This window comes from Staphylococcus hsinchuensis, from assembly GCF_038789205.1.
Taxonomy (GTDB): Bacteria; Bacillota; Bacilli; order Staphylococcales; family Staphylococcaceae; genus Staphylococcus; species Staphylococcus hsinchuensis.
Window position 1 is genome coordinate 1897389 of record NZ_CP128355.1, and the last position, 25332, is coordinate 1922720.

General features: G+C 33.6%; 24 protein-coding genes, 1 riboswitch and 2 other annotated features (1 of these 27 cut by a window edge). Of the genes, 1 reads left to right on the forward strand and 23 read right to left on the reverse strand.

Annotation, left to right across the window (positions count from 1 at the left end; genetic code table 11):
- Positions 1-150 (reverse strand) — a binding site (T-box leader) (it extends 92 nt beyond the left edge of the window).
- Positions 151-209: 59 nt separating this feature from the next.
- Positions 210-776 carry a DNA-3-methyladenine glycosylase I gene (locus QQM35_RS09465; RefSeq protein ID WP_251520050.1) on the forward strand — a complete coding sequence of 189 codons (567 nt, stop codon included), beginning with the start codon at positions 210-212 and terminating at the stop codon, positions 774-776.
- Between the two features lie 82 nt (positions 777-858).
- Here the strand turns inward: QQM35_RS09465 and QQM35_RS09470 are convergent, their stop codons facing one another.
- The 23 genes from QQM35_RS09470 to mutM form a co-directional block, all read right to left on the reverse strand.
- Positions 859-1956 carry an AbrB family transcriptional regulator gene (locus tag QQM35_RS09470; protein WP_251520047.1) on the reverse strand — a complete coding sequence of 366 codons (1098 nt, stop codon included), beginning with the start codon at positions 1954-1956 and terminating at the stop codon, positions 859-861.
- 95 nt (positions 1957-2051) lie between these two features.
- Complete coding sequence (hemL, locus tag QQM35_RS09475) at positions 2052-3335, reverse strand: glutamate-1-semialdehyde 2,1-aminomutase (protein WP_251942815.1); 1284 nt, start codon at positions 3333-3335, stop codon at positions 2052-2054.
- 12 nt (positions 3336-3347) lie between these two features.
- Entirely contained in the window at positions 3348-4325 is a 978-nt protein-coding gene (gene hemB / locus QQM35_RS09480; protein ID WP_251943919.1) for a porphobilinogen synthase, read from the reverse strand.
- Complete coding sequence (locus tag QQM35_RS09485; RefSeq protein ID WP_251520041.1) at positions 4325-5002, reverse strand: uroporphyrinogen-III synthase; 678 nt, start codon at positions 5000-5002, stop codon at positions 4325-4327. Before QQM35_RS09485 ends, hemB begins: the two co-directional genes overlap by 1 nt.
- 17 nt (positions 5003-5019) lie before the next feature.
- Entirely contained in the window at positions 5020-5946 is a 927-nt protein-coding gene (hemC, locus tag QQM35_RS09490; RefSeq protein WP_342610361.1) for a hydroxymethylbilane synthase, read from the reverse strand.
- A 53-nt stretch (positions 5947-5999) separates the two neighbouring features.
- Positions 6000-6821, reverse strand: a complete 822-nt coding sequence (locus QQM35_RS09495) for a cytochrome C assembly family protein (protein WP_251520035.1) — start codon at positions 6819-6821, stop codon at positions 6000-6002.
- Positions 6822-6841: 20 nt separating this feature from the next.
- Positions 6842-8176 carry a glutamyl-tRNA reductase gene (gene hemA / locus QQM35_RS09500; protein ID WP_251520032.1) on the reverse strand — a complete coding sequence of 445 codons (1335 nt, stop codon included), beginning with the start codon at positions 8174-8176 and terminating at the stop codon, positions 6842-6844.
- Positions 8177-8407: 231 nt separating this feature from the next.
- Positions 8408-8995, reverse strand: a complete 588-nt coding sequence (gene yihA / locus QQM35_RS09505; protein ID WP_251520029.1) for a ribosome biogenesis GTP-binding protein YihA/YsxC — start codon at positions 8993-8995, stop codon at positions 8408-8410.
- 216 nt (positions 8996-9211) lie between these two features.
- Positions 9212-10474 (reverse strand): ATP-dependent Clp protease ATP-binding subunit ClpX, encoded by a 1263-nt coding sequence (clpX, locus tag QQM35_RS09510; RefSeq protein WP_251520000.1) that lies wholly within the window; start codon positions 10472-10474, stop codon positions 9212-9214.
- 186 nt (positions 10475-10660) lie between these two features.
- Positions 10661-11971 (reverse strand): trigger factor, encoded by a 1311-nt coding sequence (gene tig / locus QQM35_RS09515; protein ID WP_251519997.1) that lies wholly within the window; start codon positions 11969-11971, stop codon positions 10661-10663.
- Between the two features lie 156 nt (positions 11972-12127).
- On the reverse strand, positions 12128-13051 hold the full coding sequence (locus tag QQM35_RS09520) for a hypothetical protein (RefSeq protein ID WP_251519994.1): 924 nt from the start codon (positions 13049-13051) through the stop codon (positions 12128-12130).
- Positions 13052-13066: 15 nt separating this feature from the next.
- A complete protein-coding gene (locus QQM35_RS09525; RefSeq protein WP_251519991.1) occupies positions 13067-13675 on the reverse strand; it encodes an NUDIX domain-containing protein in 609 nt (202 codons plus the stop codon).
- 190 nt (positions 13676-13865) lie between these two features.
- On the reverse strand, positions 13866-14222 hold the full coding sequence (rplT, locus tag QQM35_RS09530) for a 50S ribosomal protein L20 (RefSeq protein WP_251519988.1): 357 nt from the start codon (positions 14220-14222) through the stop codon (positions 13866-13868).
- Between the two features lie 46 nt (positions 14223-14268).
- A complete protein-coding gene (gene rpmI / locus QQM35_RS09535) occupies positions 14269-14469 on the reverse strand; it encodes a 50S ribosomal protein L35 (protein ID WP_251519985.1) in 201 nt (66 codons plus the stop codon).
- Between the two features lie 26 nt (positions 14470-14495).
- Entirely contained in the window at positions 14496-15026 is a 531-nt protein-coding gene (infC, locus tag QQM35_RS09540) for a translation initiation factor IF-3 (protein WP_251519982.1), read from the reverse strand.
- A gap of 25 nt (positions 15027-15051) precedes the next feature.
- Positions 15052-15182 (reverse strand) — a sequence feature (ribosomal protein L20 leader region).
- 56 nt (positions 15183-15238) lie between these two features.
- Positions 15239-16735, reverse strand: a complete 1497-nt coding sequence (locus QQM35_RS09545; protein ID WP_342610362.1) for an amino acid permease — start codon at positions 16733-16735, stop codon at positions 15239-15241.
- 178 nt (positions 16736-16913) lie between these two features.
- Positions 16914-17086: riboswitch (Lysine riboswitch) on the reverse strand.
- A gap of 53 nt (positions 17087-17139) precedes the next feature.
- Positions 17140-19077, reverse strand: coding sequence for a threonine--tRNA ligase (gene thrS, locus QQM35_RS09550; protein WP_342610363.1), 1938 nt, complete (start codon positions 19075-19077; stop codon positions 17140-17142).
- 346 nt (positions 19078-19423) lie between these two features.
- Positions 19424-20347, reverse strand: a complete 924-nt coding sequence (gene dnaI / locus QQM35_RS09555) for a primosomal protein DnaI (protein ID WP_251942812.1) — start codon at positions 20345-20347, stop codon at positions 19424-19426.
- Positions 20344-21726: a replication initiation and membrane attachment family protein gene (locus QQM35_RS09560; protein WP_342610364.1), complete on the reverse strand. Its 1383-nt coding sequence runs from the start codon at positions 21724-21726 to the stop codon at positions 20344-20346. Before QQM35_RS09560 ends, dnaI begins: the two co-directional genes overlap by 4 nt.
- The gene (nrdR, locus tag QQM35_RS09565; RefSeq protein ID WP_251519964.1) at positions 21726-22196 is read right to left on the reverse strand and encodes a transcriptional regulator NrdR; all 471 of its coding nucleotides are present in this window, start codon (positions 22194-22196) and stop codon (positions 21726-21728) included. Before nrdR ends, QQM35_RS09560 begins: the two co-directional genes overlap by 1 nt.
- Before the next feature lie 316 nt (positions 22197-22512).
- Positions 22513-23514 carry a type I glyceraldehyde-3-phosphate dehydrogenase gene (gap, locus tag QQM35_RS09570; protein ID WP_251519961.1) on the reverse strand — a complete coding sequence of 334 codons (1002 nt, stop codon included), beginning with the start codon at positions 23512-23514 and terminating at the stop codon, positions 22513-22515.
- Positions 23515-23817: 303 nt separating this feature from the next.
- Positions 23818-24444, reverse strand: a complete 627-nt coding sequence (coaE, locus tag QQM35_RS09575) for a dephospho-CoA kinase (protein ID WP_251519958.1) — start codon at positions 24442-24444, stop codon at positions 23818-23820.
- 13 nt (positions 24445-24457) lie between these two features.
- Entirely contained in the window at positions 24458-25330 is an 873-nt protein-coding gene (mutM, locus tag QQM35_RS09580) for a bifunctional DNA-formamidopyrimidine glycosylase/DNA-(apurinic or apyrimidinic site) lyase (RefSeq protein WP_251519955.1), read from the reverse strand.
- Positions 25331-25332 lie beyond the last annotated feature (2 nt).

Consider the following 25332-nt stretch of genomic DNA (forward strand, 5'->3'; position numbering starts at 1 on the left):
CTTTCATCTACTTTAACTGTTTACTCTCCACAGCCGTTCAATCAAAGATTATTCTGGGCTACCTTCAACAAAGTAAAATGTACATTCTCAGCCTATATGCACTCTCTGTGAAATTCAACTCTATTTACTCTTCCCAATCGACATTATTCATTTTCATCATTTATAGTATAATGGATAATAAAATAAGTCAATCCACAGGAGGAATAAAAATGAATGAATGCGCTTTTGGTACTAAAGATCCTGTTTATTTAAAATATCATGATGAAGTTTGGGGCAAACCATTATATGATAGTCATCAATTATTTAAATTATTAGCACTTGAATCCCAACACGCAGGCTTATCTTGGTTAACTATTTTAAAAAAGAAAGCATCTTATGAAGCAGCCTTTCATGATTTTCAACCAGAAAAAATTGCACAGATGACAGAGAGTGATATAGACGCACTTATGGAATTTCCAAATATCGTTCATAATCGTAAGAAATTGGAAGCGATTGTGAGTCAAGCTAAAGGTTATTTTAAAATTGAGGAAGATTATGGAAGTTTTAGTAAGTTTCTATGGTCATACGTAGATGATGAACCAATAGACATGGGGTATATTCATTCAAGCGACCGTATTACGGTAGATGAACGAGCAACACGTTTATCTAAAAAACTTAAAAGTTACGGTTTTAAATTCTTAGGTCCAGTTACAGTATTTTCATTTTTAGAAGCAGCAGGTTTATATAACGCCCACTTACGTGATTGTCCTCATAATCCAAACAACCAAACTATATAACATTCAAATTGAAAATATCTTATTCTAGAAAAACTGTCGATCAACATTGTAGTTAATCGACAGTTTATTTATATATGAATTTTCACCTTTGTGATTCTTCGTTTTTTTCTTTCTGAAGATCTAATTTTGCTAAATATTTTAAGAGATAACTGATTAATGGTGCTATTACGAATAGGATAAAGAATATTCTAAAGATGTGATAACTAGAAATTCGGGCGACATCCGCTCCTGTTTCTATTGCAACAAGAACAATTTGACTCATTCCTCCAGGGGCTGCACCTAAGAACAATTCATTGATAGGATGTTTCGTAAATGTTGAAATAATCAATACCATGATAAATGACAACAATATTAATGATATATTTTGAAAAGCTATTGCTACTGCGACACGGCCTTTCATCTGATCTAACAATTTAGATATTTGGATACCAATTCTAATCATATAAATAATTTGTGCACCTGCTATAAGGAAGTTATCTAGTTTAAAGTTAATACCTGTAATTAAGTTCCACGCGATGAGTACTATAATCGGTGCCAGCAATTGCTTAGTAGGAAATTTAATCTTATCCATAATATAATAAACAAGCGCAATTGCAACAATTAATATTATTACATTAGGAAGCGATAACATTTGAGTTAATGGTTTCACGGATGATGCTCCAGCACTTCCGGACCCTGAATCTTTAAAGAAAAATGATATTAAAGGTACTAAAATAACTACGAATATAATTCTAGAAGTTTGAGTTAAACTCACTACCATAATATTAGCTTTTTTATTTTCTTCGGCCATAATCAACATTTGACTTAGGGCGCCGGGCACGACACTTAAAACTGCAGTTTCATAATTTACTTTTGCAATTTTCTTAAAGAAGTATGCAATTATCATCGATAGGGTTAATAGCATCAAGGTAATGAAAACAATTGATAACCAATCATCCTTTATTTCGAGGATAACTTTTTTAGTAAATGTTGAACCAATTTGTACACCTAGTAATATCATACCTAGTAAACCTAAGGATTGAGGCCACTCTACTTTCATTTTGAAAACTTTTACACAAATAATACTGGCAATGATAGGTCCGAACATAAATGGTAGTAACATATGCACAGCATTTAATATTAAACTAATCACAAGTGCTAAAATGAATACAATAATATTATTCTTTAATCGCATCTTCATGTCCTCACATCTTTCGTCTTTATCGTCACGCTCCAATGTGCATTTAATCACAAAAAAGTACCCATGCAAAATTTATGCATGGGCACTGAAGTTGATTATACTAATCTACTTAAAGCTCGATCAAATGCTTGTACTGTTTGTTTAATATCTTCTTCCGTATGAGCAGTCGAAAGGAAAGTACCTTCGAATTGTGAAGGTGGTAAGAATATACCTTCTTTAGCCATCTCTCTGTACATTTGACTAAAGAATTCAAGGTCACTTTCATTTGCTTGTTCGAAGTTGGTAACAGGCCCTTCATTTAAGAAATAACCAATCATTGAACCGGCTCTATTAATCGTAATTGGCACGTTATGTTTCGCAAATACTTCAGTTAGTCCTTCTTCTAATAAATCACCTAAACGATTGAAATAATCGTAAGATTCAGGCGTTAATTGACTTAACGTCTCATAACCACTCGTCATTGCTAATGGGTTACCTGATAATGTACCAGCTTGATAGATATCACCAGTCGGTGCTATTTTATCCATGATTTCTTTTTTACCACCAATTGCACCAACAGGCAATCCACCACCGATAACTTTACCTAAACAAGTTAAATCAGGTGTTACATTGTAATAACCTTGGGCACAGTTATACCCTACTCTGAAGCCTGTCATTACTTCATCAAAGATTAACAATGAACCAAATTCATTTGTTATATCTCTTAATCCTTGTAAAAATCCTTCAACAGGAGGCACAACGCCCATGTTGCCTGCTACAGGTTCTACGATAACACCAGCAATGTCATCACCAAATTCTTCAAAGGCAACTTTAATTGCATCTAAATCATTGTAAGGTACAGTAATTGTATTTTTAGCAATACCTTCTGGCACACCAGGTGAATCAGGTAGTCCTAATGTTGCTACACCTGAACCTGCTTTTATTAATAGTGAATCACTGTGTCCATGATAACAACCTACAAATTTAACTATCTTATTACGTCCTGTATAACCACGTGCGAGACGTAACGTATCTAATGTTGCTTCTGTACCTGAAGAAACCATACGCACCTTTTCAATAGAAGGTACACGTTCAATTACGAGTTCAGCTAATTTATTTTCTTGGAGAGTTGAAGCACCGAAACTTGTACCTTTATCAACGGCTTCATGGATTTTGCTGATTACTTGTTCGTTACGATGACCTAGAATTAACGGTCCCCAACTTAATACATAGTCAATATATTCATTTCCATCTATATCATAAATACGAGATCCTTTACCATGATCCATAAATATAGCTGGTGTATCTACAGATTTAAATGCTCGTACGGGGCTGTTAACGCCACCTGGCATAAGTTCTTCCGCCTTTTCCATCGCTTGTTCAGAATTTGTATATCTCATCAATGTGCCTCCTTATTTTTCATCTAGATATCTACAAATGTCTTTAGAGAAATATGTGATAATCATATCTGCACCTGCGCGTTTCATAGAAATCATTTGTTCCATGACTACAGCTTGTTCATCAATCCAACCGTTTTGCGCAGCTGCTTTCGTCATACTGTATTCCCCACTTACGTTATACGCAATCACTGGTAAGTTTGTCGTATTTCTAACATCTCTAATTATATCTAAGAAACTTAAAGCAGGTTTAACAATCATCATATCTGCACCTTCTTTAAGATCACTGTCAAGTTCTCTTAAAGCTTCACGTCTATTAGCAGGATCCATTTGATATGTTTTACGATCACCAAACTGTGGCGTTGATTCAGCAGCATCTCGGAACGGTCCAAAGAAACTTGAGGCATATTTAATACCATAACTCATAATTGGAATGTTGTAATAACCTGCATCATCAAGTCCAGCTCTAATTTCTGCTACGAAACCATCCATCATATTACTAGGAGCTATAATATCTGCACCCGCTTCAACTTGAGAAATCGCCGTTTTTACTAATAATGGTAATGATTTATCATTATCAACATCTTTCGTTTCATGATTTACGACACCACAATGACCATGATCTGTGTATTCACATAGACACGTATCTGCTACTACAAGTAAATCATCATACATAGATTTTGCTAAACGAGTAGCTTCTTGAACGATGCCGTTATGATCATAAGCGCCCGTACCAACTTCATCTTTTTCATTTGGTACACCGAAGAACATAAATGCTTTGATGCCTAAATCGTGCGCTTCTTTAATTTCTTCACTTAATAAATTCAAACTTAATTGGTAAATGCCTGGCATAGATTTGATTTCTTCTTTAACATTATCTCGTTCAACGACAAATATAGGATAGATTAAGTCTTCTTTTCTTACATGTGTTTCACTTACCATATTTCTCATTGTTTTACTGCTACGTAATCTTCTATGTCTATTAAATTTCATCATTTTTCCCAACTTTCTCTAATAATATTAATTAATGATTCTAATGTTTGTTTGTCAGCCATTGTCGCTTGTATACCAAATTGTTTAAGCGCCTCAAAAGTTTGCTGACCAATTACAAAATAATTGTTAAATGCGGGCACTTCTCCACTTTCAAAAAAATATTTTACTGCTGAAGTACTCGCAAAGGTAATCGCATTGATTTTATCAGTTTCTATTAATCGCTTTACTTCATTTATATTTTCAGTATGTGGGAGAGGTTGGTATAAGTCAATTTTCCTAACTGTATGCCCTTGTTGTTGCAAAGATTGTTGTAATAATGGACGCGCTTTTTTACTAGAAGGAATAAGTATGCGGCTGCTGACTTGCGGATTAAATTGCTTTAAAAATCCTTCTTGTGAATAATCTGATGGTATAAAATCTACTTTTAAACCTAAACTCTCACAGTAGTGAGCCGTTTTTTTACCAATAACAGCAATTTTGGTGTCTTGCATTTGGCTCATACGAGGATAGAACAATTTAACTGCATTCTTAGACGTAAAAATAAACCAGTCATAGTTAACATCAAGCAGTGATAAATCAAAAGATAACGGTTCTACATAAATCAAGGGTTTATGCAAAATTGTCATATCTTCTGTTTCAAATTCACTAGTTTGCGTCATTACTATAACTGGTTTCATTTTGTCACCTCAAACGATTATTCGGATTCGTTTAATGCCTTTATAATTTCATAAGCACTTTGGTCTTCTAAAACTTTTGAAACACTTTCCCCAACTTTCACTGGGTCTATGCCTTGTGCTGTATGTTGGTAGCGTTCTTTACCATCAGTTGACATAATTAAGCCTGTGAACTCAATTGTATCATCATTGTTTTTTGTTGCATATCCGCCAATAGGAACTTGGCAACTACCATTCATACGTTTTAAAAATGTACGTTCAGCAGTTACACAATCTGCAACCTCTTGGTTATGAACTTTATTTAATAATTCAAGCAGTTCATGATCATCTGAACGACATTCAATACCTAGCGCACCTTGTCCAATAGCCGGAACAACTGTCCCATCATCTAAATAAGATGTCACAATATCTTCTGACCAACCCATACGTTTAAGACCAGCAGCTGCTAATATAATAGCATCGAAATCTTCCGTTTCTAATTTACTTAAACGCGTATCGATATTACCGCGTATCCATTTTATTTCTAAGTGTGGGTATTGAGCAATAATTTGAGCACCACGACGAAGGGAACTTGTGCCCACGATACTGCCTGCTGGTAATTCATCTATTGGCACATGGTTGTTAGAAATATACGCATCAAATGGGTTTTCACGATCAGGTATACATCCTAATGTCAAACCTTCAGGCATTACACTCGGCACATCTTTTAAAGAATGTATAGCCATATCAATGTCTTTATTGAATAATTCATTTTCAATTTCTTTAACGAAGAGCCCTTTTCCCCCAACCTTAGACAATTGTTTATCTACTATGCGGTCACCTTTAGTTACTATTTCTTTAATTTCAATTTCTAAGTTCGGATCAACGGCTTTTAATTTATCAATAAATTGTTGGCTTTGTTTTAAAGCTAATTTACTTCTGCGGGAACCAACGATTAACTTACGCATCGTTATTATCCTCCTTTATAGTTACTTTGAAATAATTCGTATAAATGCTTGTATTAATGGATAACAGAAAAGTGTGATGTGAATATGAGATTAAGCATACTAATAGAGAATAATATGATATTAAAATAGATTAATTTGTTCTTATTGAACTTGTGTCTTACTCTGAAATATAAATACAACCCATATAATACAGTGATGATGCTTGATAATACAACTTTAGGATCAAGTAAAATTTTAACTCCAAGTGTGTTAAAGCCCCACTGAGCACCCAGGATAATGCTTAAAATGATAAACACAAATCCAACTAATGAACTAATAAATACCGTTTGTTCTAAAGTTGCCACGCTACCTAAGCGGAAATATTTTTGCGTAAACCGTTTTTGCTTTAAATTATTATATTGAATGATATACAAAATCGCATTTACAAATGCAAATGTAAATAAAGCATAACTTATCGTCGCTAAAATAATATGGACAATTAATAATTCATTTATAATATTGAGATGTTTATTCGTACTATTATAATACATCGGTTGAAAAGTACTCATTGCTATTAGTACAAAACCCACCATATTAAATAAAAATATGGAAATATTAATTTGCTTTATCACACTAATTACGAGGGAAATCGAAATAATTAACCATGCAAGTGCAAATAATATATTGAAAATATTCACCAATGGAAGCTGATTTGTCACATTAATGTATATAGATAAAGAGATTGTTTGTAATACCCAAACAATCCCTAGTGTTACAAAGCCGATTTTACTAGCCAAATGATGTTTTTTCACAAAATCATAAAAATAACAAGCGATACTAAATAAATATATAATTAATAACAGCTCATTTAACCTAATTAATAAAATATCTTGCATGTCATCACCATTTGTAGTAACTATTCAAAACCTAATATTCGACCTGTGCTGTTCACTCTTCTTTTCGATTTTTTCGGTTCATAAGCTTGTTCAGCTTCAATGTCAAAAATGTTTTGGAATAGCTCTAATTTTTCGTTACTATTTTTGTCACTACTCAATTCTTTCGCCTGTTTAATAGGGTCTTTTAACATTTGATTAATGATACTCTTTGTATGTTTGGATATAACTTTACGTTCTCTTTCAGAAAGCCCTGGTAACTTTCTATCGATACTTTCCATTGTTTCTTCTTGAATACCCATTGCTTTTTCACGTAATGCACGAATCACAGGTACAACACCTAACATATTGACCCATTCATTATGTGCTTCGATTTCGGCAGGAATTCTTTGGGCAATTTCATTTGCTGCGTTTTGACGTTCTCTTAAGTTTGCATCGACAAGTCCTTTTAAGTCATCAACATCATAGTTAAACACGCTTTCAAGCTCGTCAATTTGTGGATCAATATCTCTAGGGACAGCAATATCTATTAAAACAAGTGAATCATTTTTACGATATTGTTGAACGTGTTGCATCATATCCATAGATAAGATGTAGTCTTCAGCACTTGTGGAGCTAATAACAATGTCAGCTGAAGATAATAAATTAGAGAGGTCTGATAAAGGTGCACTTTTAACTTGATGTTTTGAAGCAAGTTGATCAGCTTTAGCTAACGTTCTATTAACAATCGTGATATCTGTAACGCCTGAACCTATTAAGTTTAAAATAGATAACTCACTCATGTCACCAGCGCCAACTACAATTGCTTGCTTGTTATTTATTTTTCCAAATACTTTTTTACTTAATTCAACAGCTGCATAAGAAACACTCACTGCATTATCAGCAATATCAGTTTCGTTATGTGCTTTTTTCGCAAATGTAATTGCTTGTTTAAATAGATGATTAAAAATCGTACCCGTTGTTTCTTCATCTTGTGCGATAAAGAAAGATTCTCTGATTTGACCTAAGATTTGCGTTTCACCTAACACAACTGAGTCTAAGCCCGCAGTTACATTTAATAGATGTCTAACTGCTTCGTCCCCTACTTTAACTTCAGTCATTTCTTTTATTTCTTCAACGTCAAATCCAAATGATCTTGCCAAGAATCTTTGGATATAATAACGACCTGTGTGAATTTGGTCTGCTACTGCATATACTTCAGTTCGATTACAAGTTGATAATATGACATTCTCTAAAATGGATTTAGTTTCATATAAATCAACATTAGCTGAACGTATGGCATCATCTTTGAAAGCAACTCTTTCTCTTAAAGCAACATCTGCTGTTCGATGATTAATGCTTATCGCAATTAAATGCATTTATAACGCCCTCCATACACTTTACAATATGTAAATTATAACACATTTGTTCCCACAGTTAACCACGTTGCTCAAATAAATTAGAAGAATTACAATCTACAGTCAAATAGTTGTCAAAAATTGAAACCGTGTAGTTTACTGAATTTAACTTAAGAATATCAACAATTTGTGATTCTATTTGAGTGAGAACGGGCATCTAACTGAAAAAAATTTCCATGTAATTTAGATTGATTACAAGTATTTTTCAATAATTTCCCAAATTTGTTTTTGCTTATTATTTTTAATTGAAGAATAACTAATAATTTCATCTTCAGGTTCCATTTCTAGTTTGCTTTGGATATTAGCTAGATGCTTTTGAACTTTACCTTTTGCAATTTTATCTTCTTTCGTAGCAACAACTAACGTTGGAATATCAAAATATTTTAAGTAATCATACATCAATAAATCGTCTTCTGTTGGATTATGTCTTAAATCTACTAATTGAATTACAAGCTTTAATGTTTCTCTTTCTGACAAATATTGCTCAATCATTTTACCAAAGGCTTCACGTTGTTTTTTACTTACCTTCGCATAACCATAACCAGGAACGTCGACAAATACTAATTGTTGATCGATATTATAAAAATTTAGTGTTTGTGTTTTACCCGGTTGTTGAGAAGTACGTGCCATATTTTTTCTACCAATCATACTATTGATAAAGGTAGATTTCCCTACATTAGATCTACCGCTAAGTGCTACTTCACCTAGCCCTGTTTCTGGATACTGTTCTTTTTTTACTGCACTTATTAATAATTCTATTTGGTTAGGATTCACTTCCATAAAGTCTGACCCTCTTTTCCTTTAATGTGACATTTATTATATATTATATCATTCTAAAAACTTTAGTAATAATAATTTTTTCAATCAAATGAGACAATAACAATACGCAAATTGAGACCAATCATAACATTATCTACTGATTTACAAATTTCACACATAAAAATACCCTAAGTTGTTCTGTGATATAAAGCACAACTTAGGGTACATTTTAAAAAATTAAGCTGAAGTTTGTTCCTTGTTTACAAGATTACCTTCTTTATCATATAACTCAGGTTCTTTTTCTTCATTAATTGTCTTATCTGTGATTACGACTTTAACTACACCATCTGATGAAGGTACATCGTACATAATGTCGATAAGTGCTTCTTCGATGATTGAACGTAAACCACGTGCACCAGTTTTACGTTCTATAGCTTTGTTACTAATAGCAGCTAAAGCTTCATCTGTAAATTGTAGTTCTACATCATCTAGTTCTAACATCTTAGTATATTGTTTAACTAACGCATTCTTAGGTTGAGTTAAGATGTTATTTAATGCATTAACATCTAATGTTTCTAAGTTAGCTACAATTGGCACACGACCGATGAATTCAGGAATTAAACCATATGATTGTAAATCTTCAGGTCTAATTTGTTCAAGAATAGCATCTTCATCATATTTTGAAGCTTCACTACTAGCGAAACCAATCACTTTTTCACCTAGACGACGTTTAATTACTTCGTCTATACCGTCAAACGCACCACCTAATACGAATAAAATATTAGTAGTATCAATTTGGATAAGTTCTTGGTTTGGATGCTTACGTCCACCTTGTGGCGGTACGCTAGCTGTAGTACCTTCTAATATTTTTAATAGTGCCTGTTGAACACCTTCACCTGAAACATCTCGAGTGATTGATGTGTTTTCTGATTTTCGAGCTATTTTGTCGATTTCGTCTACGTAAATAATACCTTTTTCAGCTTTATCGACATCAAAATCTGCTGCTTGAATTAAACGTAGTAAGATATTTTCAACATCATCACCTACATAACCAGCTTCAGTTAAACTTGTTGCATCTGCAATTGCAAATGGAACATTAAGTGTTCTCGCTAAAGTTTGTGCAAGTAATGTCTTACCACTACCAGTTGGTCCGATTAGAGCAACGTTACTTTTTTGTAATTCTACTTCATCTTCATTCGGACCTAATTGTTGGATACGTTTATAATGATTGTATACAGCTACAGCTAATGATTTTTTAGCCTTTTCTTGGCCTATTACATAATCATTTAATTGATCCATAATTTCTTTAGGTGTTGGTAATTCAGTTAGCCCTTCTGGTGCAGATTGAGCTAATTCTTCTTCAACAATTTCTGAACATAATTCAATACATTCATTACATATATATACGCCACTTCCTGCGACTAACTTTTTAACTTGATTTTGGTCTTTGCCACAGAAAGAACATTTTAAATTCTCTTCATCTTCATTGAATTTAAACATTTATTTACACCCCTATTCCCTAAAGACTATACTAGATAGTATTTTAATATGCAACTTACTTAATCTACAAGTTTTGTGCACATAACAGTGTAGCAGACGCATTGAATAAATGCATCTGCTACAACTCTATTTATATTAGACACACAAGTCTATTGTATAAAGCATTTCGCTCACATCGTGTGAATATTATTTTTCTGAATCATCTTTAGAAGGTTCAACTAACTTAGCGTTATCCACTAATGAGTCAATCACTTTTTGAATACGAACGTCGTTCTTAACGATGTCTGTATTACCTAATGTTTGTTTAATATCTTCAACTGAGATATTGAATTGTTCACTCATTTTTTCAAGTTCTTTATCAATATCTTCGTCTGATACTTCTACATCTTCAGCGTCAGCGATTGCAGTAAGCGTTAAATTCGTTTTAACACGTTCTTCTGCATCGTCTTTCATTTGTTCTCTTAATTGAGATTCGTCTTGACCTGAGATTTGGAAATAAGTTTCTAAGTTTAAACCTTGTTGTTGCATACGTTGACCAAACTCTTGTACCATGCGATCAACTTCTGTGTTAATCATTGCTTCTGGGATATCAACTTTTGCATTGTTTGTAGCTTTTGTAATTGCTTCTTCTTTTTGAGCATTTTCAGCTTCAGTTTCTTTTTGTTCAGCAAGACGTTTACGTAAATTTTCTTTATATTCATCAACAGAATTTGATTCTGAATCTAATTCATTTGCAACTTCATCAGTTAATTCTGGTACGTCTTTATATTTAATTTCGTTAACTTTTGTTTTGAAAGTAGCTTCTTTACCAGCTAATTCTTCAGCATGATATTCTTCAGGGAATGTTACATTTACATCTTTCTCTTCGCCTGTTTTCACGCCTACTAATTGTTCTTCGAATCCTGGGATAAATGAGCCAGAACCAATTTCTAAGTCGTAACCTTCAGCTTGTCCGCCTTCGAATTGTTCACCATCAACATAACCATCAAAGTCAATGTTTACTGTGTTTCCATCTTCTACAGCACCATCTTCTTTAACGACCATTTCAGCTAAGTGACCTAATTGGTGATCGATAGATTCTTGAACTTCTTCGTCAGTTAATTCTGAACTTTGTTTTTCAATTTCTAAACCTTTGTAGTCACCTAATTCAACTTCTGGTTCAACAACAACAGTTGCTTCAAATGTCATGTCTTGACCTTTTTCAATTGAAGTAACGTTTACTTCTGGTTGATCAACTGGTTTAATACCTGTTTCATCAATTGCTTCCCCATAAGCTTCTGGTAGTAAAATGTCTACAGCATCTTGATATAATGCTTCTACACCAAAACGTTGTTCGAAAATTTGACGAGGTACTTTCCCTTTACGGAAACCTGGCACGTTAATTTGTTTTACTACTTTTTTGAAAGCTTTGTCAATTGCTTGATCTACTTTTTCTGCAGGAACAGTAACTGATAATACTCCAGTGTTACCTTCCTTTTTTTCCCAAGTTGCTGTCATGTATAAAAACCTCCATGATTATCCTATTTTATTTTTTCAACTTCCCTATTATAGCATATGACCTTGTGCTACACAAACATGGCACTCACCCATACAAAGAATAGTTCGTTGAAATTTATTTTCAATATTTAATTTACCCTGAACTACATACTTTAATTATGATTGACTATCTAATTGTTCGAGATATTTAATTACAGGGTGTTGATCGTCACGCTTTTCTAAGTTAACCATTGACTTGAAATAATTTGTATATGCATATATCCAATCGTCTATAGATGCAATGCTTTCAACGTCAATAGGATAAAGGAGTATCGCGTGATTATTCATTAAATGGAGCGCCTCAGTAGTAATCGTCGCTACTTGATCTTCTAATCGACCAATTACATGAGGAATGATTTGTTCCTTGATCTTAGTGTGCTCTAGCCCTGTTAAATGATTGGGATTAACAGAGACCTTTTGCTTTAACTTTGTAATTTCAATTTCATTGTCATACTGAGCAAAGCGTAAATATTCTAACATAATACTTACTACATTGGGCGCTAAATCAGAATGGACTAAGATGTTAACAATTGTTTCTTTATAGTGGAATTCATTAAAATCTATAAGCATTAGGATTGTATTTATCTGTTCGCGTAATGATAGTTCATCAAATTGTTGAAGCAACTCTGAAGCGTGTTCGTTGTGTTTCTCTAATTCTCGTAACGCACGTTCTTTAATAGGATATAATTCCATACGTGTCTTGTGATTATGAACTTCATCTATAACCTGATTTATCACTTCTACCACTTCAAAGTATTGTCCTAAACCTTCTAAACTTTTAATATAATAAATCATTAAATCATCATATTTAGTGATGCCTTGCTTCAATAAAATGATAGCCTCTTCTCTTAATTCTAGGTAACTACCCATTTGGTACAATAATGCACATTTGAGTAATGACATTTGTTCATCTAATTCAAATTGTTGTTCATATTGTTCAAAAAGTTCATAAGTCTGATCAAATTTATCTTTGTTAAATGACTGTTTAATCTCCCTTATTAACTTATCTTGAGAACGGGGAAACGGAATAATGTCAGACATTCAAATACACCTCTATTATAACGCTTGTAATATTAATGAACTCCACGTTTCAAATTCATCATAGTTGTCAATTTTGTTTTGATCTACCCATTTAATTTTTAATGTGTCAGTTTCTTTAGCCTCTACATCTTTACTATTGACCTTAATTTTAAAAACGACACCTAAATGAACTTCTCCTACCTCATTCGTATCATCATTAATAAATCCAGTATACGTTAGATTTTGTGATTTTTGTTGTGAAAGGCCAACCTCTTCTTCTAATTCTCTTTGTGCATTTGTTCTTAGCACTTCATTTATAGAGTCTGCCCCTGGAACTTCATTCATATGTCCACCGACACCAATTGATGACTGGCCGTGAAGACGAGATTCACCTCCACCTGAGAGACGCTCATAAATCAATAACTCATCATGTTCATTTTCTAATAAACAATATGAAACGAGTTGTTTATAGGATGGATCTTCTTCCATATCACCTCTACGTTTAACTTCATATTGCTGTAACGTATCAAAAATTTCTTGACCCTGGGGTGAATTTTTATCTAAAAATCCATTAAATTGATTTTTTTCATCTGAAAATAAAATTGTTCTTGGAACAACTGTGATCATTTCATCAAATTTAGACATAAGTATCTCCTTCATATATGACTTCTTTGTTATTTTATCAAATGCAGTGTAGATATCAAAATATCATCACGCTTACACACGATTCTATATTTATTCCTGTGATTTATGTATGGAAATTTATAATAATAAAAAAGTGATAACTCCTACATATAATAGTAGAAATTATCACTTTGAAAATGTATCGTCTTTATTATTTTAATGCTTCTTTTGCTTTTGATACTAATTCAGCGAAAGCTTTTTCGTCTGAGATAGCAATTTCAGAAAGCATTTTACGGTTTACGTCGATTTCAGCTTTCTTTAAACCATTCATTAATCTTGAATAGCTCATGTCGTGTTGACGTGCTGCCGCATTAATACGTGTAATCCATAATTTACGGAAATCACGTTTTCTTTGACGGCGGTCACGGAATGAATATTGACCTGATTTCATTACTTGTTGTTTTGCTACTTTATATAATGTGCGTTTAGCACCGAAGTAACCTTTAGCTAATTTAATCGTCTTTTTACGACGAGCTCTTGTTACTGTTCCACCTTTAACTCGTGGCATAATAACTCCTCCTCAAAAATTATATTTCAATTGTTATATCGTTCGATTATTTTTTATAAGATAATAATTGTTTTACGCGTTTCATATCTGATTTGTGAACTAAAGCAGATTTACGTAATTGACGTTTTTGTTTAGTTTCTTTGTTTGCAAATAAGTGTGAAGTGAAAGCTCTAGAACGTTTTAATTTACCTGAACCAGTTCTTTTAACACGTTTAGCTGCTCCACGGTGTGTTTTCATTTTTGGCATGATTCATTTCCTCCTACTAATTTCGATTATTGTTTTTCGTTAATTGGACTTAACATGATAAACATTTGACGTCCATCCATTTTAGGTTTTTGTTCAACTGTAGCAATATCTTTCGTTTCATTTGCGAATTGCTCTAATACGCGTTGACCAATTTCCTTATGCGTAATCGCACGTCCTCTGAAACGGATTGAAACTTTACATTTGTCACCTTTAGTTAAGAACTTACGGCCGTTCTTCAACTTAGTTTGGAAATCATGTTCTTCAATCGTTGGACTTAAACGGATTTCTTTAACGTTAATCGTTTTTTGTTTCTTTTTCATTTCTTTTTCTTTCTTTTGTTGCTCAAATTTGTACTTACCGTAATCCATAATTTTAGCAACTGGTGGTTTAGCATTAGGAGCCATAATAACTACATCTAAACCTACGCGTTCTGCCATTTCTAACGCTTCATTTTTAGATTTAACTCCAATTTGCTCTCCATCTTGTCCAATAAGTCGTAATTCTTTTGCGCGAATCTTTTCGTTAACTTGAGTTTGATCTTTTGCTATGGTTGACACCTCCAACTTTTTTACGAAATTATCCCAAGCAAAAAGAGAGCGAGTATACAATATACCCGCCCTCTTTTACACATGATAATCGTACTCATGTACTATAGACCTGCCAACTGCATATGCGTCGCTACAGGTGAGAAGCGGGAGCCTCTACTTGGTTCGTTTCGTATTCAACATTGACCATGATAGCAACAATACACAATTAAGTCAAGACTATTTTATTTATTTTTTTCGAATTCTTCCATTTGGACATCTTGTCTTAAGTCAACTTTATCCAATGGTATCTTTTTCGTTTTATAACGTAGTTTATGATATAGGAAAAAGACTAAGAACACTGGTATACCCATATATGTGATAATAAATCGATTTAAATCAAAGTGCCCTGTTTTAATAAAGTCAACATCTTGTCCGATGATAACAATCACACATAATATCCCAGCAAATATTGGTCCAAATGGGAACAATGTGGCTCTATATTTCAGTTTAGATTTATCGTGTTTTTGTTTATCGAATGCTTTTCTGAAACGATAATGACTAATCGCAATACCGACCCAAGCTATAAATCCGGTCATTCCACTTGCTGCAACAATATATTGGTAAGCATCTCCACTTAAATGTTGTAGTACGAATATACCGATAACAAGTAGTCCTGTTACTAACAATGCGATATAAGGTACACCATTTTTATTTGTTTTTCCAAATGCTGAAAATGCTAGTTTATCTTTACTCATAGAATATAGCATACGCGTTGAAGCGTACATACCTGAGTTACCAGCAGATAATACCGAAGTTAAAATAACTGCGTTCATAAATGAGGCTGCGAATGCAAGGCCTGCATTTTTAAATACTAAAGTAAACGGTGAAGTTGCCACACTATCTTCTCCGCCCATCAACGCAGAACTGTCATAAGGAATTAACATACCGATGACGAAAATAGCTAAAATATAAAACAGTAAAATTCTCCAAAAGACTTGTTTAATTGCTTTTGGTACTGCACGTTCTGGGTTTTCAGATTCACCAGCTGTGATACCAATTAATTCAGTTCCTTGGAAAGAGAAGCCTGCAACTAAGAATACACCTAATATTGAAAGTAAACTACCATTTAATCCATCACCTAAAATCGGACCTTGACCTTTAGTAAATGTATCAAAGCCAACAAACTTACCACCCATGATACCTAATATCGTAAGTAAGCCGATGATGATAAATATAATCACGGTAACTACTTTAATTAATGCAAACCAATATTCACTTTCGCCGTACACTCTAACTGAAAGTGAGTTTAAACCGAAGATAATTACTAGGAATAAACAACTCCAAACCCATGCCGGGATAGCTGTCAATGGCGTCCAATATTCTATTACCTGTGCGGCTATCGTGACGTCTGCAGCCACCGTAATGACCCAGTTAAACCAGTAATTCCACCCTAATGCAAATCCTAGTGAGGGATCTACAAATCGTGTAGCATAAGTACTAAATGACCCCGAAACTGGAAGGTAAGTGGCCATTTCTCCTAACGAGGTCATCAGGAAGAACACCATTGCACCAATAATCGCATATGCAAGTAATGCCCCTAATGCACCTGCATCATGTATAGCGCCACCTGACGTCATAAATAAACCTGTACCAATACATCCACCTATTGCAATCATGGATATGTGGCGATCTTTTAAACCTCTTTGTACTCCATCATTTTGACTTTGTTGTTTTGCCATAAAAGCTTCCTTTCTTTAAACTTAGAGGCTAACTTTCTATAAGGTTAAATTTCATGAGTTGCTGAACGTAATACATACTAATATTTATAAAATTACGTTTTTGCTTCTATCATGTAAATCAATAACCCAGCATTAAAAGGGTGCATACCTTTTGATATGCACCCTTAACTCAAACACTTATATAGGTAGCACATCACATATGTGACAGTCCAGTTCCTTTCGGTAACTGACCCAACTCTTATTGTATATGGGCAATAAAAGCTTCGGCATTTTTACCTTTCATCAATCCAACATGTATCCCATATGATTTCTGGATAATTACTCCTTAAAAATGCAACCTCTAACTCAAATTTTTATTAATTTCACTGATTAACAATATACATTAAATAATTTATCTTTTCAAGTTATCTTTGTTTTTTCAAACGAATCTCATCAACCAAGTTCCAAATAAACTCATCTCTTTCCATTGTTTCTTGGTCTTGAGAGCCATACTTTCTAACGTTAACTTCTTTATTTTCAACTTCTTTATCCCCGACTACGATTTGGTATGGGATTTTGTGCATTTGAGCTTCTCTAATTTTGTATCCCATTTTCTCATTGCGGTCATCAATTTCAACTCTTACGCCTTGTGATTTAAGTTCATCTTGTAAAGAGCGCGCATAATCATAGTGTAAATCAACATTTACTGGAATGATTTCGACTTGCTTAGGCGCTAACCATGTAGGGAATGCACCTTTAGTCTCTTCAGTTAAGAAGGCAACAAAACGTTCCATTGTAGAAACGACACCACGGTGGATCACTACTGGACGATGTTGTTCTCCATCATTACCGATATATGTTAAATCAAATTTTTGCGGTAATAAGAAGTCCAACTGCGCTGTAGATAATGTCTCTTCTTTACCCATAGCAGTTTGTACTTGCACGTCTAATTTAGGACCGTAGAACGCTGCTTCGCCAATTGCTTCTTCATATTGTAAACCTAATTCATCAACCGCTTCTTTCAACATGCTTTCGGCTTTATTCCACATTTCATCGTCATCGAAATATTTCTCTTTATCTTCAGGATCGCGATAACTTAATCTGAATGAATAATCTTCGAAATTAAAGTCATTATATACATCAATAATTAAGTTTACGACGCGTTTAAATTCTTCTTTAATTTGATCTGGTCTTACAAAGATGTGTGCGTCATTTAGTGTCATCCCTCTTACACGTTGTAAACCAGAAACGGCACCACTCGCTTCATAACGATGCATTGTACCTAATTCAGCGATACGTATAGGTAATTCACGATAAGAATGCGGTTTATTAGCATAGACCATCATATGGTGAGGACAGTTCATTGGTCTTAATACCATTTCTTCGTTTTCATCTAATTTCATTGTAGGGAACATGTCATCTTGATAGTGATCCCAGTGGCCTGATGTTTTATAAAGATCAGCGTTTGCCATGATTGGTGTATACACATGGTCGTAACCCATTTCCACTTCTTTATCAACAATATAGCGTTCAATTTCTCGACGAATTGTCGCCCCGTTTGGTAACCATAATGGTAAACCTGCACCTACGAGTTGGTTATTTGTAAATAACTCTAAGTCTTTACCAATTTTACGATGGTCCCGTTCTTTACGCTCTTCTAACATTTGTAAATGTGCTTTTAAATCCTTTTTGTCGAAAAATGCTGTACCGTATATACGTTGCAACATTTTATTATCGTTATCTCCACGCCAGTAAGCACCTGCAGTAGATAGAAGTTTAAATTCTTTAATCTTCGCAGTAGTAGGTACATGGACACCTCTACATAAATCTGTAAATTCACCTTGAGAATACAACGTTACATTTTCGCCTTCAGGTATCGCATCGATTAATTCTAATTTATATGGGTCATCACTAAAGAATGATTTAGCTTCTTCTCTAGTTACCACTTTTCGTTCAATTGAATAATTTTCATTAACAATTTGTTTCATTGTCTTTTCAATTTTTTCGAAATCATCTGAAGAAATATTTTCGTCTGTATCAAAGTCGTAATAGAAACCACCTTCGATAACAGGACCGACACCAAATTTCACATCGCCGTATAATCTTTTTAATGCTTGAGCCATAAGATGTGCAGTAGAATGTCGTAATACTTCTAATGCTTCTTCACTACCAGGCGTCACGATTTCAAGTGCCCCATCTTCTTCAATCGGTCTTGTTAAATCAATCATTTGATCGTCTAATTTACCTGCGACTGCTTTTTTTCTTAAACCTAGACTAATTGAATGTGCAATTTCTTCAGTTGTTGTACCTTTATCAAACGCCTTTGAATTACCATCAGGAAATGTAATATTAATTTGATCCATGATATATCCTCCCTATTTTTGAAATTTAAATCGAAGTTGCACGTGATGTACCAATTAATTATGGTTGAAAATGAAAAAGACCCCATCCCAAAAGGGACGAGGTCTTCGCGGTACCACCCTAAATAAAAGCGACTAACTATAAGAAAGCCACTCTACTCTACTTAAGATAACGGTCTTGAGCCGGATGTTCATTACAACATCATTGACAAAGTAGTAATGTATAAATGAATTTGCCAAATTCTCATCTTCTTTGACTCTCTGTAAAGTTCTAGTTTATACATCATGTCTTTGTGTCGTTTCACTTCGATTTAGATTTAATTATATTATACATCATTTGTTATAATTTTCAATCGTTCCGGTAATTTTCGCCTTCTAAGAAATATGGTTTTGCTAATGTTTTAATGCGCTCCATAATTCTCGCCGCTTTGGTTTTATCAGTACCAGCACGAGAGACCGATAAATGAAACTCTAATTCTTCAAAACTTAAATTTGAACTGAAGAATGTTGGAAGTTCTTGAACCATACGATAATGGAGAAGCGGTCCTAAAACCTCATCTCTTACCCACGGTGTAATCTCTTCTGCTCCGATATCATCGAGCATTAAGATATTTGATTCTCGAACTTTCTGCAAGTTTTTTTCAAAACTACCATCTTTAAATCCGCCTTTTAACGTTCGTATAAACTCAGGTGTATATATAATTGTTGAAGGAATCTTTTTAGACTTTAATTGGTTTGCCATGGCACCTAAAATAAACGATTTACCTGTACCAAAAGGTCCATATAAATATAAACCTTTCACAGAATCGTCTTGATCAACTAACTTTCGACAAATTTCATGTGCTTCTTTAGCAATATTAAGTCTGCCTCTACCTTTTAAATAAATATCATCGAGCTTTGCATTTAAAGTATCTCGTTGCATATGATGTGAGGTGATTAAGCTAGCGTTAAACTTCTCTTCATCATGCTTCACTTTACAAGGGCATTGTAAGTAGCGAATTTTGATTCTGTTTTGATCGACATATAGCTCGGGAACATGCCCCTGTACAAAGTTTGGACAATCTTCAAATCGGTGGCCGTCATACACTTTTTGTTGGTCTTTGTATTCTTGCAAAATATTTAAATCTTCATCTATCATTGCGTTTGTTATTTCAGCTTGGTGTTCTTGAAGAAATGCTTTGACATCGGGATTATTGACGACGTTCTTTTTAATTTTTTCAATGCGGTTTGTTAAAGCCTTTGAATCACCCATGATTTGGTTGAAAGATTTCATTCATCACCCTCCTTCCATGTTTCCTTTAATTCTTTAAGAAATGCTTCTTTATCTCGTTCAAAGTCTTCATCAACGGTATCTTTATTTTGATATTGTGGGTTATCTCGTTCTTCTAACCATTTTGGTGTCATTTCTCTTGAAGGTAATTGTTGTTGACGATAAGTTGCTTTTCCTTTTTCATTTGATGATTGATTTGTTTTCAGTTGGTTTACCTTTTTAGCATGTTCATATGCTTGTTTCGCCGTTTTGATGCCTAATTTTTTCCAGTTAGATGCTACCTCAAAAATATAAGACTTCGGAAGTTTCATATCTTCCTTTAACATGACAAACTGAAGTAATATGTTAATCACACCAAATGGCAACTTTTCGCGTTCTATTAATTCTTCGACCATCAGTTTCTGTTTAAAAGTTGGTTCAGACTCTGACCATGACACAAGCATATCTATAGGACTCGTCGTTTCTAACTGTTCTAACCAATCATCTGCTTTACTCTCTTGAGTTGTGACATCTGTCGATTGTGAAATGGACACTTTGTTGTCATTTTCTTTGACTTGTAACGATGGATATTGTTGTTCATGTTCTATTAAATAGTATGACCTAGCTTGCTTTCTTAATTCTTCAAATGACAACTCTTGTGCACTCGTGATAGATTTTAAAATAATCCGTTTCATAGCTTCTGGCGTTAACCCATATAAAGTTGCAAGTTGAATAATTAAGGCCTTCGCATCTTGCGTTATAATTTGTTTGCTGACAAAGTGAGATTCCAACAAGTCATATAATAGTTCAAAGTCAAATTTAATTTCTGACAAATCTACTCCATCATATGTTTCTTCACCTTGAATATGTTGCGTATCTTCATTAACAGAATGACGCGGTACTTTAAACACATCCGTAAACTTACGAGTAATATTTTGATATTGAGCTAAATTGACGTCATCATGCGTTTCGAAGTATTGCTTTAACTGTAAATAACGCTGTTTACTCACTTCACTAAATAAATAAACAGATAACATCGGATCATTAAAAAATTGTTTAGCAGACGGAGGTTGAACGAGTTTATAAACAAAAGATGAAAGTTGTTCATCATGTTTTGCATAAGATTGAACAAGTCCGATAGCTTCCAATAAATCCATACTTTTACGAAAGTCTATTAAATTAATTTTAAGCTCACTCATTATAATATAATGCGTTAATACATCAGAAGATTGCTGAGCTACGAATTGATTGAGATAATGATAAACACCTATCGCATTTGGGCCAGTTAAAGGGGTGAACAGACGATTTAATATATCCAAATGATGTTGAGTTAAATCAAAATGTCTTATGACCGTAAAGTTATCATGTGGTCTTAATCCAAAGTCTTCTGATTGTAAACCCATTAATCATCACTCCGTTTATCCTCTGAAAGAATACCTTGCATGGATTGTAATAACTGATCCACGTCTTTAAATTCTTTATATACAGAGGCAAATCTAACATAAGAAACTTGATCCACTTCCATCAATAAATCCATCACATAATTCCCTATATCTCTAGATGAAATTTCTGCTTGCCCTGCATCTCTTAATTGCCATTCAACTTTATCAGTTATTTCTTCTAATTTTTGATAGCGCACGGGTCTTTTTTCACATGAACGCACAAGACCATTTAATATTTTCTCTCTTAAAAATTGTTCGCGTGTGCCATCTTTTTTCACGACGATCAATGGTCTTTTCTCTATATGTTCAAACGTTGTAAAACGCGTTTCACATGTTTCACATTCTCTTCTGCGTCGAATCGCATTCACTTCATCCGCATGTCTAGAGTCCACAACACGAGAATGCGTCGAATTACATTTCGGGCACTTCACCGAATTATCACCCTCTCAATTTGATTAACTTACATTATACTATAAATGTCTATGACACAAAAGAATGACTATTTGTGATTAATATTCAAAAGTTATTCACTCCATAGAGTGAAACTATTTAAACTTTAAAGGTTATCATTTTAATATTTTTACCATACATATGGTGAGACATTTGTTATAACATCAGTAAACTTAATGCTAAAAATAATTTAATATATGAAAAAAGCAATTTCTATATTATTTCAATAGAAATTGCTTTTTACCTGTTTGAGTACATTATGTTTCAAATATCTTTATGTTTAAGAAAACATTCATTTTATTTAATTAATTCACCAATTTGTTGCGCAACTTCAACTACTCTATTTGAGTAACCCCATTCATTATCGTACCAAGCAATAACTTTAACTTTATTATCTTCCATCACCATTGTACTTTGTGTATCGATGATAGCTGAGTATGGATTTGTATTGAAGTCCATTGAAACTAATGGTGCATCTTCAGTTGAAATTACGTCACCAAGATCGTTATCTTTAAATGCTTGGTTAACTTCTTCAACAGTAACATTTTTATCTAAATCTACAACAAGATCTACTAAAGAAACATTTTTAGTAGGAACTCTTAATGCCATACCGTGTAATTTACCTTCTAATTCAGGTAACACTTCTTTGAGCGCTTTAGCTGCACCAGTAGATGTTGGAATAATACTTTCATTACATGAACGTGCACGACGTAAATCTTTATGTGGGTTATCAATATTGTTCTGATCATTTGTAATTGCATGAACTGTAGTCATTAATCCATTTTGAATGCCAAATTGATCATTTAATACTTTAGCAACGGGACCAATACAATTTGTAGTACATGATGCGTTACTGAAGATATCATAAGTTTCAGTATCTAATTGGTCATTATTTACGCCTTTAACAACCATTTGAACTTTACCGCCTTTAGAAGGGCCTGTAAGTAATACTTTCTTCGCACCTGCTTTAACATGTGCATCGGCTTTATCACCATGGTTAAATTTACCTGTTGCTTCGATAACTAAATCAACATTTAGTTCATCCCAAGGTAATTTTTCAGGATCTCTTTCAGAAATTAACTTAATTTGTTGATCTCCTACTTTAATACCATCTTCAGTTGGTTCAGCAGTTAAATCAAATTTTCCGTGTGTAGTATCAAAGTTAATAAGATGAGCAATTGTTTCTGGAGGATAGCTCGCGTTGATTGCTACTAAATTTAAATCATCCTTTTTTAAAGCGATGCGTAGCACCATACGTCCGATTCTTCCCATCCCATTAATTGCAATATTTGTCGCCATTGATAGCACTCCTCGTTTATGTGTTATACTTTACAAAAAATAGTATAGCATAAAATAATACATTTTAGAAAGCGTTTTCTTATTAAAGTAAAATTTTTCATTTCACTTTTCTGTCGGGCTTTATATTGATTTTTAAAAAATTATATGCATTGCTATAAGAAGCTTAAAATTACTCCTTATTTTAAATTAGTATGACATATTCAAAGCAATTAATACCGTTTCACCTTTAAAATAAAAAAAGCGAGACAACGAAATCTACGACTAAACTATAGATTTCTGTCTCGCTCATTAAAATTATTAAAGTTATACTGATTCATTATCTTCTTCAGAAGATTGTAAATATCCTTGTTCTACTAATAGACGTTCTAAATTTTGTTTTAATTCTAATTTTGAATCTCTGTTATCGATAACGTGATCAGCCATACGACGCTTTTTATCAATAGACATTTGACTATAGACCCTTGCTTTTGCATCTTCCATTGATAAATCATTGCGTTCCATTAAACGATCTATTTGAATACTCTCTGAAGTATAAACTAACCATACTTCATCAACAGTATTTTGTAAGTCATTTTCGAATAATAATGGGATATCCATAATAACATCTTGACCAGCATCTAAATATTGTTGTTTTTCACGTTCCATGATTTCGCGAACAATTGGATGTACAATTTCATTTAATTCCAATCGTTTTTCTGGTTGGTTAAATACAATGTCACCTACATATGCACGATTCATATTGCCATCTTCATCAATGGCTTCGTCTCCAAACTTTTCTTTAACTTGATTAAGTCCAGGGGACCCTTTTTCCACTGCTTGACGCGAAGCTGTATCAGCATCTACTATTTTAAAACCATGAATTTCTAATAATTCGGCTACTGTTGATTTGCCAGTAGCAATTCCCCCTGTTAAGCCTATAACTTTTGGCATGACTCATCTCTCCTTAATTCTGGCAATGAGGGCAAAAATGACTATTTCGTCCCCCTATTACCGCTGTTTCTATTTCATTACCACATACTTTACAGTATTTTTGTTTATATACGTTCAAATGTAATTGCATTGTCCCTTTACTACCATCTGCATGAAGGTAATCGGAAATGCTTGTACCTCCACTATCTATACCCGCTTGAAGTACTTCACGAACATAATAGAAAAGCATTTCTCGTTGTTGATGATTTAAATCATTAGGTAGGGTCGCAGGATGAATACCTGCACGGAATAATGCCTCACAAGCATATATATTACCACAACCTGCAATGACGCGGTGGTCAAGAATCATTTGTTTAATAGGTTTATTTTGATAATAGGACTTGTCGTAACAAGCCATGTAATGTGGCAGTGCTTCTTCATCAAATGGTTCAGGTGCTATTTCTAAAAATGATGGATACGCATCAAATGAAGGTAAATTGCGTATTTCTCCAAATCGTCTTATATCTGAATATACTAATAGTTTATGATTATCTAATTGAAAAATGACATGCCAGTGTTTACGATAATTCGCATTTCCAATATCCTCTAGCTCATCAACAACAAAGAAACCACCTGCCATGCCTAAATGGCTTAGCAATATTCTCTGATCGCCATCTTTTTCTAAATAAAAGACAATATATTTACTTCTTCTTTCTATATCAGTAATGATATATTGTTCGGTAAACGTTTTAAACGTATCCAATTCTAAACCTTTAATAATCGTCTCTTTATTTGCAGCTTTACCTTCTTGCACTTTATCAGAGTAAGTAATAGACTCTATTTTTTGACCTTTGGCAAAAGGCTTAATGCCTCTTTTAACATGTTCTACTTCTGGTAATTCAGGCATAT

Excerpts from the sequence above, each read along its gene's own strand:
- QQM35_RS09465 (WP_251520050.1), top strand. The coding sequence starts at position 210 with ATGAATGAATGCGCTTTTGGTACTAAAGATCCTGTTTATTTAAAATAT.
- QQM35_RS09470 (WP_251520047.1), bottom strand. The coding sequence starts at position 1,956 with ATGAAGATGCGATTAAAGAATAATATTATTGTATTCATTTTAGCACTT.
- hemL (WP_251942815.1), bottom strand. The coding sequence starts at position 3,335 with ATGAGATATACAAATTCTGAACAAGCGATGGAAAAGGCGGAAGAACTT.
- hemB (WP_251943919.1), bottom strand. The coding sequence starts at position 4,325 with ATGAAATTTAATAGACATAGAAGATTACGTAGCAGTAAAACAATGAGA.
- QQM35_RS09485 (WP_251520041.1), bottom strand. The coding sequence starts at position 5,002 with ATGAAACCAGTTATAGTAATGACGCAAACTAGTGAATTTGAAACAGAA.
- hemC (WP_342610361.1), bottom strand. The coding sequence starts at position 5,946 with ATGCGTAAGTTAATCGTTGGTTCCCGCAGAAGTAAATTAGCTTTAAAA.
- QQM35_RS09495 (WP_251520035.1), bottom strand. The coding sequence starts at position 6,821 with ATGCAAGATATTTTATTAATTAGGTTAAATGAGCTGTTATTAATTATA.
- hemA (WP_251520032.1), bottom strand. The coding sequence starts at position 8,176 with ATGCATTTAATTGCGATAAGCATTAATCATCGAACAGCAGATGTTGCT.
- yihA (WP_251520029.1), bottom strand. The coding sequence starts at position 8,995 with ATGGAAGTGAATCCTAACCAAATAGAATTATTAATAAGTGCAGTAAAA.
- clpX (WP_251520000.1), bottom strand. The coding sequence starts at position 10,474 with ATGTTTAAATTCAATGAAGATGAAGAGAATTTAAAATGTTCTTTCTGT.
- tig (WP_251519997.1), bottom strand. The coding sequence starts at position 11,971 with ATGACAGCAACTTGGGAAAAAAAGGAAGGTAACACTGGAGTATTATCA.
- QQM35_RS09520 (WP_251519994.1), bottom strand. The coding sequence starts at position 13,051 with ATGTCTGACATTATTCCGTTTCCCCGTTCTCAAGATAAGTTAATAAGG.
- QQM35_RS09525 (WP_251519991.1), bottom strand. The coding sequence starts at position 13,675 with ATGTCTAAATTTGATGAAATGATCACAGTTGTTCCAAGAACAATTTTA.
- rplT (WP_251519988.1), bottom strand. The coding sequence starts at position 14,222 with ATGCCACGAGTTAAAGGTGGAACAGTAACAAGAGCTCGTCGTAAAAAG.
- rpmI (WP_251519985.1), bottom strand. The coding sequence starts at position 14,469 with ATGCCAAAAATGAAAACACACCGTGGAGCAGCTAAACGTGTTAAAAGA.
- QQM35_RS09545 (WP_342610362.1), bottom strand. The coding sequence starts at position 16,735 with ATGGCAAAACAACAAAGTCAAAATGATGGAGTACAAAGAGGTTTAAAA.
- thrS (WP_342610363.1), bottom strand. The coding sequence starts at position 19,077 with ATGGATCAAATTAATATTACATTTCCTGATGGTAATTCAAAGGCGTTT.
- dnaI (WP_251942812.1), bottom strand. The coding sequence starts at position 20,347 with ATGAAATCTTTCAACCAAATCATGGGTGATTCAAAGGCTTTAACAAAC.
- QQM35_RS09560 (WP_342610364.1), bottom strand. The coding sequence starts at position 21,726 with ATGGGTTTACAATCAGAAGACTTTGGATTAAGACCACATGATAACTTT.
- gap (WP_251519961.1), bottom strand. The coding sequence starts at position 23,514 with ATGGCGACAAATATTGCAATTAATGGGATGGGAAGAATCGGACGTATG.
- coaE (WP_251519958.1), bottom strand. The coding sequence starts at position 24,444 with ATGCCAAAAGTTATAGGCTTAACAGGGGGAATTGCTACTGGCAAATCA.
- mutM (WP_251519955.1), bottom strand. The coding sequence starts at position 25,330 with ATGCCTGAATTACCAGAAGTAGAACATGTTAAAAGAGGCATTAAGCCT.